Origin of the sequence: Rhodococcus pseudokoreensis, from assembly GCF_017068395.1 — a bacterium.
GTDB lineage: Bacteria > Actinomycetota > Actinomycetes > Mycobacteriales > Mycobacteriaceae > Rhodococcus_F > Rhodococcus_F pseudokoreensis.
Window position 1 is genome coordinate 5,820,331 of sequence record NZ_CP070619.1, and the last position, 11,933, is coordinate 5,832,263.

General features: G+C 67.5%; 10 protein-coding genes. 9 read left to right on the top strand and 1 reads right to left on the bottom strand.

The annotated features are described in order from the left end of the window. The first annotated feature begins 1 nt into the window (after position 1). From JWS13_RS31745 to JWS13_RS31770, 6 genes are all read left to right on the top strand, one after another. Entirely contained in the window at positions 2–1,063 is a 1,062-nt protein-coding gene (locus tag JWS13_RS31745) for a phosphotransferase family protein (RefSeq protein WP_206009293.1), read from the top strand. Continuing rightward, positions 1,064–2,293: an acyl-CoA dehydrogenase family protein gene (locus JWS13_RS31750; protein WP_206009294.1), complete on the top strand. Its 1,230-nt coding sequence runs from the start codon at positions 1,064–1,066 to the stop codon at positions 2,291–2,293. 206 nt (positions 2,294–2,499) lie between these two features. Continuing rightward, positions 2,500–3,516 (top strand): PDR/VanB family oxidoreductase, encoded by a 1,017-nt coding sequence (locus JWS13_RS31755; protein WP_206009295.1) that lies wholly within the window; start codon positions 2,500–2,502, stop codon positions 3,514–3,516. A gap of 10 nt (positions 3,517–3,526) precedes the next feature. After that, positions 3,527–4,744: a cytochrome P450 gene (locus tag JWS13_RS31760; RefSeq protein ID WP_241032423.1), complete on the top strand. Its 1,218-nt coding sequence runs from the start codon at positions 3,527–3,529 to the stop codon at positions 4,742–4,744. A 5-nt stretch (positions 4,745–4,749) separates the two neighbouring features. After that, entirely contained in the window at positions 4,750–6,468 is a 1,719-nt protein-coding gene (locus JWS13_RS31765) for an AAA family ATPase (RefSeq protein WP_206009297.1), read from the top strand. Further along, on the top strand, positions 6,465–7,478 hold the full coding sequence (locus JWS13_RS31770) for a helix-turn-helix transcriptional regulator (protein WP_206009298.1): 1,014 nt from the start codon (positions 6,465–6,467) through the stop codon (positions 7,476–7,478). The genes JWS13_RS31765 and JWS13_RS31770 overlap by 4 nt, the downstream gene beginning before the upstream one ends. Here JWS13_RS31770 and JWS13_RS31775 read toward each other — a convergent pair. Then, positions 7,465–8,121, bottom strand: coding sequence for a histidine phosphatase family protein (locus JWS13_RS31775; RefSeq protein WP_206009299.1), 657 nt, complete (start codon positions 8,119–8,121; stop codon positions 7,465–7,467). The genes JWS13_RS31770 and JWS13_RS31775 overlap by 14 nt on opposite strands. 119 nt (positions 8,122–8,240) lie before the next feature. On the opposite strand from JWS13_RS31775, the gene JWS13_RS31780 reads away from it, so the two are divergent. The 3 genes from JWS13_RS31780 (at position 8,241) to JWS13_RS31790 (ending at position 11,932) form a co-directional block, all read left to right on the top strand. Next, positions 8,241–9,242, top strand: a complete 1,002-nt coding sequence (locus JWS13_RS31780) for a LysR family transcriptional regulator (RefSeq protein WP_206009300.1) — start codon at positions 8,241–8,243, stop codon at positions 9,240–9,242. Between the two features lie 189 nt (positions 9,243–9,431). Beyond that, the gene (locus tag JWS13_RS31785) at positions 9,432–10,745 is read left to right on the top strand and encodes an MFS transporter (RefSeq protein WP_206009301.1); all 1,314 of its coding nucleotides are present in this window, start codon (positions 9,432–9,434) and stop codon (positions 10,743–10,745) included. Continuing rightward, positions 10,742–11,932, top strand: coding sequence for a CaiB/BaiF CoA transferase family protein (locus JWS13_RS31790; protein ID WP_206009302.1), 1,191 nt, complete (start codon positions 10,742–10,744; stop codon positions 11,930–11,932). Before JWS13_RS31785 ends, JWS13_RS31790 begins: the two co-directional genes overlap by 4 nt. The last annotated feature ends 1 nt before the right edge of the window (position 11,933 follow it).

Here is an 11,933-nt window from a genome sequence, read left to right on the forward strand (position 1 = left end):
CATGGAGCACACACAGACGACGCGTCCCCAGTCCCCGCCCGGGCTGGACCTCGATCGAATCACCGACTGGCTGGCCGGGGAGCGACCGGGCCTGGTGGCAGGGGAGCTGTCGGCCCGCCTGATCGAGGGTGGGAAATCGAATCTGACCTACGACCTCACCGACGGTGCCAAACAGTGGATCGTGCGTCGTGCGCCCCTGGGCGAGGTCATGGCGACGGCTCACGACATGCGCCGGGAGTACCGAATGGCAGGCGCACTTCGCACCACCGACGTCCCGGTGCCTGCGATGATCGCCTACTGCGACGACAAGGACGTTCTCGGCACCGACTTCTACCTCATGGAGCGGATAGAGGGCGTGCCCTATCGGTACGCCGATGAGCTCAGGCCACTCGGTGCTGCTCGAACCCGAGCCATCTCCGTCGAGCTGGTACGCACACTCGCAAAGCTGCACCGGGTAGAACCGCGAGAGGTGGGCCTGAACGACTTCGGTCGCCCGGAGGGTTTCCTGGGACGGCAGGTGAAACGCTGGAAGACTCAGCTGGACGCGTCCTACACTCGCGATCTCCCCGGCGCCGACGAGCTCTACTCTGCACTCGTCGCGGCCGTCCCCTCGAAGTCGGACGCCGGCATCGTCCACGGTGATTTCCGCTTGGACAACGTGCTCGTCGGCGCCGACGACATGCCTGCCGCGGTCATCGACTGGGAACTGGCGACGCTGGGCGACCCGCTCCTGGACCTGGCCTTGATGCTCACCTATCAGCGGCGAGCGAAGATCGTGTCCGAACGGGATACGACGGAACCGGCCATGTACGACGCGACGCTGGCACCCGGCTACCTCACCGAGAAGCAGATCATCGAACAGTACGAAGCCGAGAGCGGCCGCGAACTGGAGGGATTCGGCTTCCACCTCGGTCTGGCCTGTTTCAAGCTCGCCTCGATCTCCGAGGGCGTCCGGTATCGACACATCAATCGTCAAACCCTGGGTGCGGGTTTCGAGGACAGCGGCAGCACTGTGCCGTTGCTGCTCGAACTCGGGCTCGACTCACTGAAGGAGTACAAGTAGATGGAATTCTCGACAGACGCCCGGACCGACGAGTTGCGCAAGGAACTCGTCGACTTCATGTACGGGCACGTCTACCCGTCCGAGGCGGCGTACCTGGATGAGCTGGACAGCCTGGAGAACCGCTTCGCGTGGTCGGAGTCTCCCATCCTGCAGAAGCTGAGAGCGGAGGCACGCAGCCGTGGGCTGTGGAACCTCTTCCTTCCCGGGGCCGAGGGTGCCGGGCTGACGAACGTGCAGTACGCGCCGCTGGCCGAGATCACCGGCCGCAGCAAGCTCCTCGCTCCCGCGGCGCTGAATTGTTCGGCCCCGGACACCGGCAACATGGAACTGCTGTCGATGTTCGGCACCGAGCAGCAGAAGAAGGAATGGCTCACCCCGTTGCTCGAGGCCGAGATCCGTTCGGCCTTCGCCATGACCGAGCCCGACGTCGCGTCCTCGGACGCCACCAATATCTCCACGAGCATCGTTCGCGACGGCGGCGACTACGTGATCAACGGCCGCAAGTGGTACATCAGCGGTGCGATGAATCCCAACGCCAAGATCCTGATCGTGATGGGCAAGACGGATCCGACGGCAGACAGGCATCGCCAGCAGAGCATGATCCTGGTACCGCGGGACACCCCCGGCGTCCACATCACGCGCGCGATGAAGGTCCTGGGTTACGACGACCACCACAGCGGTGGACATGCCGAGATCGAGTTCACCGACGTGCGGGTTCCGGTTGCGAATCTCATCGGCAACGAGGGCGACGGCTTCGGGATCGCCCAGGCCCGGCTGGGACCCGGCCGGATCCATCACTGCATGCGCGCCATCGGTATCGCGGAGCGGGCGATCAAACTCATGTGCGAGCGGGCCGACGAACGCGTGGCGTTCGGCAAGCCGCTCAGCCAGCAGGGCGTGATTCGCGACTGGATCGCCGAATCGCGGGTCCGTCTCGAGCAGTTGCGCCTGCTGGTCCTCAAGACGGCCTGGCTCATGGACACGGTGGGCAACAAGGGCGCCCACACCGAGATCCAGGCGATCAAGATCGCCACGCCGTCGACCGTCGAATGGATCATCGACAAGGCCATCCAGGTCCACGGCGCCGGCGGACTTTCCCAGGACTTCTTCCTCGCACCGGCAGCCGCGTACGTCCGCACGCTACGGTTCGCGGACGGACCCGACGAGGTGCACAAGAACGCGCTGGCGCGCAATGAACTTCGCCGCCAGGCTGCACGACGCAGTGCCTGACCGCTCGGTCGGTTTCTGCTGAGTGCGTTCGGCTCCGCTCGCCCACGAAGCGAGTCGGTTTCGCCGTGACGGCCCACCCGTGTCCCCCTCACCTGTAACCCAGGTGAGGGGGACACTGTCGTGTGCAGGGCCCGTTCGGTGTGGCTATCGCCTTGATAGTGAGTGAGACATTGATCGCACCGGCAGGCGCCGCGCATGATCATGACGTGCCAAATCATCTTGCTCAGCATGGTGCCGACTCGTCCTCGCCCGCATCGCCGGTCACCCGGCGACCCGGAAACCAGACGCTCGAGGTCGCGCGGAAGGACGTCGTGGCAGACGGCGTCGTGAAACTGCGGCTCGAGGAGCCGACCGGTGGGCGGCTCCCGCATTGGACGCCCGGCGCGCACATCGACCTGGTCATACCGACCGCGGACGGTGGTTCCCAGGTGCGGCAATACTCGTTGTGCGGCGACCGGTGGGATGCCTCCGCCTACGAGGTCGCCGTATTGCGGGAGCCGAACTCCAAGGGCGGATCGCAGTTCATTCACGAAAATCTGGCCGTCGGGGACATGCTCAGTGTCGGCACCCCTCGGAACAATTTCGGTCTGGCTCCGGCGAGCCGGTACGAATTCATCGCCGGCGGCATCGGGATCACTCCGATCATGACGATGATCGCCGCAGCCGAGAAGCTGGGAATCGACTGGCACCTGCTCTACGGCGGACGGTCGCGTCGCTCCATGGCCTTCCTCGGAGAACTGGCTCGATACGGAGACCGCGTCACGGTGTGGCCGCAGGACGAATCGGGTCATCTGCAGCTCGGCTTCCTCGACAAGCCGACGGACGGTGCCAAGGTGTACTGCTGTGGACCCGAGCCACTGCTGGCGGCGGTCGAATCCGCTTCCACGAACTGGCCCGGATGGGCCGTCCGGTTCGAGCGGTTCGTGGCGCCTTCCCAGCCGCCACCGGTCCGCACCGAGCCCTTCGCGATCGAACTGTCCCACTCCGGCAGAACTGTCACCGTCGGTACCGAGCAGACCGTTCTCGAGGCCCTGGACGCCGCCGGCGTCCCCGTGTTGTCCTCGTGCAACGAGGGAGTCTGCGGCACATGCGAAGTCGGCGTCGTGGCCGGTGTTCCGGATCATCGGGATTCACTCCTGAGCGATGCGGAGCGCGCCAAGGGGGACCGGATGTTCGTCTGTGTGTCACGTTCGATCACCGAACGACTCGTGCTGGATCTATAGGAGGTTGACAGTGTCGATTGCGGATACCACCGGACGGCAGGGTTCGACAGCCCCGTCCCTCGACGACGACCCGTTCTCGTCGGAAACTTTGGAAAACCCGCTGCCGTTCCAGGAGCGACTGCGTGAATCCGGGCCCGTCGTCTTCCTGCCCCGGTACAACGTCCACGCCGTCGGGCGTTACGACGAGGTCCACAGCGCACTCTCGAACTGGCAGGGCATGACTTCCGGTTCCGGAGTCGGCCTGAACGAGCCCTGGCGGGCCCGGGGACTGCTTCAGACCGACCCGCCCGAGCACGACGCACCCCGCGAGGTGCTGCAGACGATCCTGTCCGCACGAGCATTGCGTGCGATGAAGGACGCCTGCACACGGCAGGCCGAGACACTGATCGACAACCTGCTCGGTGGCACGGCTGCCGGGGACGCGATCGAGATCGACGGATACAACGACATCGCGGCCGTGTTTCCGGTGAACTTCTTTCCCGACGCGTCCGGGATCGACGAGGAGCAGCGGGAGAATCTCGTTCCCTACGCGGATCACATCTTCAATGCCCTGGGGCCGCGAAACGACCGGGTCCTGCAGGGCGAATGCCGGAGCGAGGCGCTGGCGGAATGGGCCACGGCGAAGTGTGCCCGGGACTCACTGAAGCCCGAAGGATTCGGCAGCGAGATCTGGGCCGCCGCCGACCGCGGCGACATCATGCACGAACTGGCGCCGCTCCTCACGCGTTCGCTGTTGTCGGCAGGTGTGGACACGACCGTCTACGGTCTCTCGGCGATGCTCTACGGATTCGCCACACATCCCGATCAGTGGGCGGCACTTCGACAGAACCCCAACCTCGCCCGAGTCGCGTTCGACGAGGCGCTGCGCTGGGAATCGCCGGTCCAGATGCTGTTCCGCAAGACGTCCGTCGACGTCGAGATCTCCGGGACCGTCATACCGGCCGAGACGAGGGTGCTGCTGTGCTACGCCGCCGCGAACCGTGACCCGCGCCGGTGGGACAACCCCGATCGGTTCGACCTCTCGCGTGATCCCTCGGGGCACGTGGCCTTCGGGATGGGGATCCACCAGTGCGTGGGTCAGCACGCGGCGCGTCTGCAGGCCGAATGCCTGCTCGAGGTTCTCGTGACCCGGGTGAAGTGCGTCGAACTTGCGGCACCCGTACGTCGCTATCACAACAACACGCTCCGAGGATGGAAGGCCATGCCGCTTCGGCTGAGCCTCGCCTAGATGATGTGAACGAGTTCGTGTTCGACTGCGCCATAGAGCGATTGAGCGCCGGTGCCGGTTCGACGTACCTGATTCTCGGTGAGGCCGGCACCGGCAAGACACACCTCCTGCGGAGCACGATCGACGCCGCCCGCAGGCGCGGATGGACGTGCTTGTACGCCGCGGCGCACGAGTACGACCGCGACATCCCGTACGCGACGGTGCGCACTCTCGTGGGAGTCCACGGCCACACTGCGGTACCGAGTGATCCGAATGGTGTGACGGCGCTGTTGCAGTCGATGACGGATTCGTCGCCGGTCGTCGTGGTCGTGGACGACGCGCACCTTGCGGACGAGGACAGCCTCGTCGCAGTGACCCTCGCCGCCCGGCATCTGGCGGGCCGCCCGCTCCTCGTGATCTTCGCCTCGCGGACTCGGCCGTGGACGACCGGCGAACGTCTGGTCGCGACGATCGGCCATCTCGTGAGCGAACAGGCACAGACGGTCCTCGAGCTTCGGCCGGTGGAGGGGCGGGCCCTCGGCGAACTGATCGAGTCGGTGCTCGGCGCCGCGCCCGACGAGCGACTGACCGGTTATCTGACCGAGCGGACGCGGGGAAACGCGCTGCTGGTCCGGGAAACGGTGAACGCGTTGCGCACTGCGGGTGCGGTCCGGATCGAACAGGGGATCGGCTACCTGGTCGACGATTCCCCGCCCCGGTTCCCGCGCCCTGCGGCGTTGCTCCACCGGCTGCTTCCCGGGGATCACGCCGTCCGTGCACTGGGTCGTCTGGTCTCGGTGTTCGGGCGGGTGGATCTGGACTACCTTCCTCTCCTCGCCGAGCTGGCCGAGAGGTCGCCGGGCGAGGTCCGGGCCGTCTTCGACTCACTGGTCGCGCGCGGTGCGCTGGTGGCAACGGGGTCCGGATGGTACGAATTCGGCCACCCACTGATCGGTGAGTTGCTGTACGACGACATCGGTCCGGCCGCGCGCCGCCGTGTTCATGCTGCGATTGCCGCGCGGATCGAGGGCACCGACCACGAGTTGGGCATGCCGGCCCTCGAGCGCGCCCGGCACGTCACCGAGGGTGCGGCGCGCGGCGACACGGTCGCGGTCACGGTGGCGTTGCGTGCCGCCGACAGGGCGCTGCGCACGTCGCCGCGCACGGCCGCCCGCTGGTACGGCCGCCCGCTGGTACGGCCGGGCGCTCGACCTGCTGCCCCGCGCGGACGCCGCCGCCGGCGAGATCCTCGGCAGGCAGTCCGAGGCATATTGGAAGGGCGCGCGGCCGGCCCTGGCCATCGAAGCCGGCAGGAAAGCGCTCGGCGTCCTCGCGGCGGGCCGTTCCCGCGACCGCACCGTGGCGACGATCGTGCACTGCCACAACGCGATGGGCGATCCGCAGAGCGCTCTCGACCTGCTGGTCGCCGAGGCGGGGCAGGCGAGAGACTCGACGCCCTCCCTGGCACAGCGCGCGGCGATGTCGGCGCGCCTGGGGCGATACGGATCAGGCGCGCGTCCTGGCCGCGGCGGCGTGGTCACAGGTGCGCGACTCGACTCCGGCGGACCAGGTGGTCGCCTACACGTACCTCGGTCAGGTCGAAGCCTCCGTCGGAACGTTCCCGAATCTGCTCGAGGCCGTCGACCGGCTCGAGATCCTGGGAACCGGCGAGCGCGAACTCCCGGTGGGCACGCGCACCGGTGCGTTGGAGTCGGCGGCGCTCCACGCCGCAACAGCAGGCGTGACCGGTCGTGCGAACGCGCTGCTGACGGGTGACGCCGCCGGACTCGCCGGATTCGGAAACCTGGGCGGGCAAGCCGTACTGGCTCGCGCGCTCGCCGAGTTCACGACCGGAGACTGGACCGCGGCTTCCGAGACGATCGCGCGGGAGGCAGTCCATCTCGAGTTCTCGGGTATGCGCAGCGCTCTGGCTCGCCTGCGATGTGCGGAGGTGCAGATCCTCACGGGCCGTGGCGATTTCCGGCGTGCGGTGTCCGTGCTGGCCGCGACGAAGCCGCCGGCCTCCTGCCGGATCGACTTCGCGGTCTGGCAGGCGGTGCAGGCGTCGGTCGAGGTGTCGAGGTCCAGGTGCGAGGACGCCATCCCGGTCCTGGAGCGACTGCGGTCGGAAGCGGGCGCCCGTGGCTGGAACGAGGTCGGGACCATCACCCACGCGAGCCTGGTCGAGGGTTACCTCGCTCGGGGAGAGGTCGAGGCCGCAGGGCGCGTCGCGGACGAGTTCTGCCGCCTCGCGGAGAACATCGGTTCGCCCACGGCCCGGATGGCGTCCGGCATCGGCCATGCCCTCACCTTCGGTGACTTGGACCGCGCTCGCGACGTGCTTCTCGAGGCCGAGGAACAGGGCCTGCACTACATCGCGGCGCGGGCCCACCATGCGCTGGGCGTCGTCGGCCGGGACGGCGCCGACCACCTCGAGGCCGCGTGGGCACTGTTCAAGAAGATGGACGCGACGCTGTGGCTGAAGCGGGTCGAGGCCGCAGGCAGGTCGCGTGGTCTCGTCCTCGACAGACGTGTCGACAAGGCGGGCGCGCCCGGACCACTCACCGATGTGGAGCGTCACCTCGTCACGCTGGTCCGAGACGGCCTCAGCAACCGGCAGATCGCCGAGGTTCTCCACTACAGCAGCAAGACCGTCGAGGCCTACCTCACCCGCCTCTACAAGAAGACCGGCTACAACTCGCGGGTCGAGCTGATCGTGGCCCATGAGCGGGCGGACAGCCTCACCGGTAGGTGACCCAGGGGTCCGGGAGATGACCGTGCTCGTTGAACGCCACGAGGGACGTCCCCGACGAGCCGATCACGATCTTGGTGACGCCGGAATTGACCGCGACCCTGTTCAGGGCGAGCCATTGCGGGAAGCCGCCACCCAGTAGTCGGGCGGTCACCCAGGCAATCGCGCCGGCGCTGGAGAAGACGACACCGGTCTGCCCGCGTTCGAGCCCTCCGGCAACGCGGTCGAGGGACGCGTCGACCCGGGCCGTGAACGCACCGAACGTCTCGGCGTAGTCGGCGTCGTGGTCACCGGACGACCACCGTGTGGACGCCCGCTCGAGCAGCCGCTGGAAGGCGCGCGAATCCGTCTTCGCCTGCGGATCGTGCTCACCGTTCGCAGCCAGCAGGTCGCTCGCGTCGAACTCGTCCCAACCCGGATCGACGTCGGGGTGCGTCGTGTGCCAGGCGGCTGCCGCGCTTGCCTCCTGAGCCGTCTCTCGTTGGCGTTTCATGTTTCCGGTGACTGTCCGGGCGGGAGCGATGCCGCGACGATTCAGTTCGGTGCCGAGGGCGCGACTCTGTTCTCGGCCGCGCGGCGACAGGCGGTCGTAGTCGTCGGTGCCGAAGGATGCTTGTCCGTGACGGACCAGAAGAACAACACTCATTCGGCGGAGGCTAGTTCACCCGACTACCGGCGGCATACCCTTCTCGGCCGGTCGCCGCACACTCTCGGGAGAACCCTATCGGCCGCCCACCGCGGCGGAGGTACCTCTAGATTCAGAGGATGGACATGCGGCAGATGGAGTACTTCCTCGCTGTAGTCGACTGCGGCGGCGTCACCCGCGCCGCGGCGCAGTTGCGTGTGGCGCAGCCTTCGCTGTCGCAGGCGGTGCGCAAGCTCGAGAAGGACCTGGGCGTCGAGTTGTTCCATCGCGTCGGCCGTGGCCTCGTGCTGTCCCCGGCCGGGGAGGCGCTCGTCGGCCCGGCACGCACCATCCTGCGGGAGGTGGAATCGGCCGAGAACACCGTGCGCGACGTCGGGGCGATGCGCGGCGGCCGGATCGACATCGCCTCGCTCTCGGACCTGTCTTCGGATCCGCTGTCGGTGTGGGTCGCCAAGTTCCGCCGGCAGTACCCCGACGTGCGGTTCCACATCGAAGATCGGGACGAGACCGCCGACATCGTGTCGCTGGTCCGGTCGGGGGCGTGTGAGCTGGGCGTTCTTGCGCTGCCCCTCCCGACCGAGGACCTCGTCGGGGAGGAGCTGATCGATCAGCAGCTCGTGCTGGTGTGTCCGCCCGGCACCGACGCCCGGTGGCCCGACCCGGTGCCGATCGAGTCGTTGACCCGTGTTCCGTTCGTCATGGGCGAAAAAGGCACGGCGACGCGGGATTTCATCGACCGCTCGCTACGGTTGCACGGTGTCGAACCCGACGTCGCGGTGGAGGTGCGTCAGCGTGGCGCCGTGCTGCCGATCGTTCTCGCGGGCGGCGGGGTCTCGATCGTGGCCCTGCGCAGCGGACTCGACGCGATGCTGCGCGGCGGGGTGGTGCGTGAACTCTCGCCGCGGCTCACCCGCCGCATGGGTGTGGTCCGCCGTCCCGGCCGGATGACCCAGGCGTCGTCGGAGTTCCTCGCTTGCGCCCGAGCGTCTTTCGAGGAGTTCGCCGCGTCCATCGCCGTGCACATGTCCTCCGGTGTTTCCCTCGTGGAGGCCGCGCAGCTGACGCGGGCCGAGTCCGACCGCCGGATTCGCGACGACAACGCACGCACCACCAACTCATAGGCAATTGCAGTATTTCTCCTACTTTTCTGGTCTTTGACCTGATCGATGCTCGGGACTTGAATGGTGTGTACCTGATCACACCGTTGCGGCGGGATCCGGATCGATCACCTAGAGGTCGCTTTCGAGATCCGTCCGGACTGGTTCATGCCATGCAGACATGTCGCGACGGTTCGTTCCCGAAGAGGCCCTATGACTCAGATATCGACGCCGACAACCGCAGCGTCCCGGCGTACCAGATCGGCGCTGACCCGCCGCGCCTGGATGATTACCGGACTGCTCGTCGTGTTCATGCTCATCAATTTCGCGGACAAGTCCGTCATCGCGTTCGCCGGCGTCCAGATCCAGAAGGATCTGGGCCTGACGCCGCAACAGTTCGGCATGATCCAGAGCAGCTTCTTCTGGCTGTTCGCCGCCGGCGCCCTGTTCTTCGGCTGGCTGTCGTCCAAGGTGAGTATCCGATGGCTGCTGGCCGGACTGATGCTGCTCTGGGTAGCCACCATGGTGCCCCTGACCGGCACCGTGACCTTCGGCGTCCTGGTGGCCTGCCGGCTCATCCTCGGGTTCGCCGAGGGCCCGGCCTTCGCCCTCGCCAACCACGCCGTCCACTCCTGGTTCCCGCCGGAGAAGCGTGCCCTGCCGAGCAGCTTCGTCACCGCCGGATCCTCGCTCGGCGTCCTCATCGCTGCCCCCGTACTGACCTGGATCATCGTCCGCTGGGACTGGCACGCCGCGTTCTACCTCCTGATCACGGTCGGTCTGGTCTGGGTGGTCGCGTGGATCATCCTCGGACGAGGCGCACCCACCGAGACCGCCGAGTCGGCCAAGGCAACCGTCGTCGACACCGTCGACGCCCCGTACCGGACGATCCTGCGCACCGGGACCGTGATCGGGATCGCGCTGTTGATGTTCTGCTCGTACTGGTCCACCACGCTCAAGGTGTCCTGGCTCCCCGTCTACCTCGAAGACGGCCTCGGCTACGACACCCTGACCACCGGACGGCTGGTCATGCTTCCCTACGGACTCGCGGCGGTCGGTGCGATCGCCGCCGGGTGGTTCTCGAATCGCCTCGTCTCCCGCGGCGTCTCCCGGAAGGTTGCGCGCGGCTACCTGTCGGCCGGCCTGATCGCAGGCGCCGGTATCACCATGGTCGGGTTCACCATCGTGTCGGCCGGACTGCTGCAGATCCTGCTCGTGTCCCTGGCCTTCTCGCTCAACACCGCGGCGTACGGCGTGGCGTTGACGGCAATCGCCGACGTCGTGCAGTCCCGTAAACGCGGCATGGTCCTCGGTGGCCTCGGCGCGGTGTCGAGTATCTCCGGCATGATCGCACCACTCGTACTCGGCTTCTCGGTCGGCCGGGCGGCCGACAAGATCTCCGGCTACGGCACCGGCTTCCTGATCAGCGGCATCCTGATGATCGTCGGTAGCGCGATCGCGGTGTTCCTGGTCAACCCCGAACGGGACATCACCGTCATCCGCAAGCGTGCCGAGGAGACCGCATGATCGACAAGCCTCTCGACGGCGTCCGCGTCATCGACTTCGGTCAATTCATCGCTGCCCCCGCCGCCACCCAGGTCCTGGTGGACCTCGGCGCCGACGTGATCAAGGTCGAACCGGTGCACGGCGAGTCCGCACGCGGAATCGGTGCGCACGGTAAAGCCATGGTGGAGAACTACAACCGCGGCAAGCGGGCAATCGCGCTCGACCTCAAGGACCCGCGCGGTCAGGAGATCGCCCGCCGTCTGATCGCCGGCGCCGACATCGTGGTGCAGAATCTGCGCCCCGGGGTGATGGACAAGCTCGGGCTGGGCGCGGAGGAGATGCGCGCCGCGCATCCGCACCTCGTGTACGCGACGGTGAGCGGGTTCGGATTGCACGGACCGTCCAGGAATCGTGCCGGCCTCGACATCGCCGCGCAGGCGGAGAGCGGCCTGATGTGGGTGACCGGCGAGCACGACGGCGAGCCGCAGAAGGTCGGTGCCCAGATCGTCGACGCCGCCACCGGCTACGTCTGTGCCCAGGCAATCCTCGGCGCGTACATCAGGCGCCTGCGCACCGGCGAGGGCGACACCGTCGAGGTGTCGCTGCTCGAGGTCGCGATTCATCTGCAGGCCCCGAACTGGGGCGCCTACCTCGACACCGGCAACGAACCACGGCGCATGGGCAACGGTCAGCCGACCGTCGCACCGGCCGCCGACATCATGCCTACCAGCGACGGCAGCGTCGTCGTCTCCGCTTACTCCGAGGTCCACTTCCGTCGACTGTGCCGACTGCTGGGCCGGGAGGAACTCGCCGACGACGCCCGATTCGCCGACAACGAGAGCCGGGTCCGCAACCGCGTCGCCCTGCTCACCGAGTTGCGCGCTGCGTTCGCGAACATGACGAGCGACGAGGCGATGGACGTGCTCGCCGCCAACGGTGTCGTCGCCGGGCGGATCAACACCTACCCCGAAGCGATGCGCAGCCCCGACGTCCAGGCCTCCGGGCTCTTCATCGAGGTCAGCCGCCCCGACGGCGTGCCTGCGACGGCTCTCGGCACGCCGTGGCACCTCGAGAGCGTCCCGAAGCTGCCCACGGCAGGTGCGCCCGACCTGGGGCAGCACACCGCCGAACTGATCGCCGAACTCGGCTACCCGACCGACGCGCTCGATGCGCTGGCCGCCGACGGCGTCGTCGCACTCGGCCGCTGAC

Bases quoted from the DNA above. Each gene is read 5' to 3' on its own strand.
- JWS13_RS31780 (WP_206009300.1), top strand. From the start codon at position 8,241: ATGGACATGCGGCAGATGGAGTACTTCCTCGCTGTAGTCGACTGCGGC.
- JWS13_RS31750 (WP_206009294.1), top strand. From the start codon at position 1,064: ATGGAATTCTCGACAGACGCCCGGACCGACGAGTTGCGCAAGGAACTC.
- JWS13_RS31790 (WP_206009302.1), top strand. From the start codon at position 10,742: ATGATCGACAAGCCTCTCGACGGCGTCCGCGTCATCGACTTCGGTCAA.
- JWS13_RS31775 (WP_206009299.1), bottom strand. From the start codon at position 8,121: ATGAGTGTTGTTCTTCTGGTCCGTCACGGACAAGCATCCTTCGGCACC.
- JWS13_RS31785 (WP_206009301.1), top strand. From the start codon at position 9,432: ATGACTCAGATATCGACGCCGACAACCGCAGCGTCCCGGCGTACCAGA.
- JWS13_RS31745 (WP_206009293.1), top strand. From the start codon at position 2: ATGGAGCACACACAGACGACGCGTCCCCAGTCCCCGCCCGGGCTGGAC.